General features: G+C 58.6%; 1 protein-coding gene. It reads right to left on the bottom strand.

All coding sequences use genetic code 11. The annotated features are described in order from the left end of the window. Positions 1-622, bottom strand: a 622-nt coding sequence (locus tag KP705_RS15870) for a DUF4158 domain-containing protein (RefSeq protein WP_215764919.1), incomplete at its 3' end; no start/stop codon positions are given. Between the last annotated feature and the right edge of the window lie 57 nt (positions 623-679).

Raw genomic sequence — 679 nt, 5'->3', positions numbered from 1 at the left:
GCCAGGATGCACTGCGATCGCCACGACGCTCCAGCATTTTGTCCAAACGACAACGGGTTTCCGGCGGCAGATCCCCTGCAAGTACGTCATGGACAAGCTGATCGGCCTGCTGGCGAGCACGGAGCACCAAGGCTTCAATGACAGTGACCGACGGCAGGAGAATGCTTCGGCGACGCATCTCGTCAATCAGGATCGCAGCCATGCGGGATGGCTGGGTCACATGATGTGCAATTGGCATCGCGAAACCGGTCATGTCATGAAATGCCGACCGATCGAAGGTTCGGTAGCCATAACGCTTCATCAGGTGGGCCAGATGGGATCGACGGGTTTCGTCACGACGTCCGTAATGGGACCAGAGCCCAGGGGACAGGTCGAGCTGCCGCGCAACAAATGACAGAATGGGAGCCGGTGGTGTTTCACCAGATTCCAGCACCCGTCCCGGCCAGCGCATGTAGAGCATGACCATCGTGAAACCCAATCGGGAGGTTTCTCCGCGGCGGGTTGCGATCAGATCGAAGTCATCCTGGCTGAGTGTAAAATGTCTCGTGATCTCGCGATCATCGACAGAAGGCTCGTAATGTCGGGCGAGAGCTTCACGGGTCAGAAGACGGCGCCGCGCCATGATCGGATGTCTCCTTCATGTGTCCGGAAGGGGATCGTTGGACGGACTGTCCCGGAC

Source organism: Gluconobacter sp. P1D12_c (assembly GCF_018812105.1).
Taxonomy (GTDB): domain Bacteria; phylum Pseudomonadota; class Alphaproteobacteria; order Acetobacterales; family Acetobacteraceae; genus Gluconobacter; species Gluconobacter oxydans_A.
This window is presented reverse-complemented; position numbering and strand designations above follow the sequence as displayed.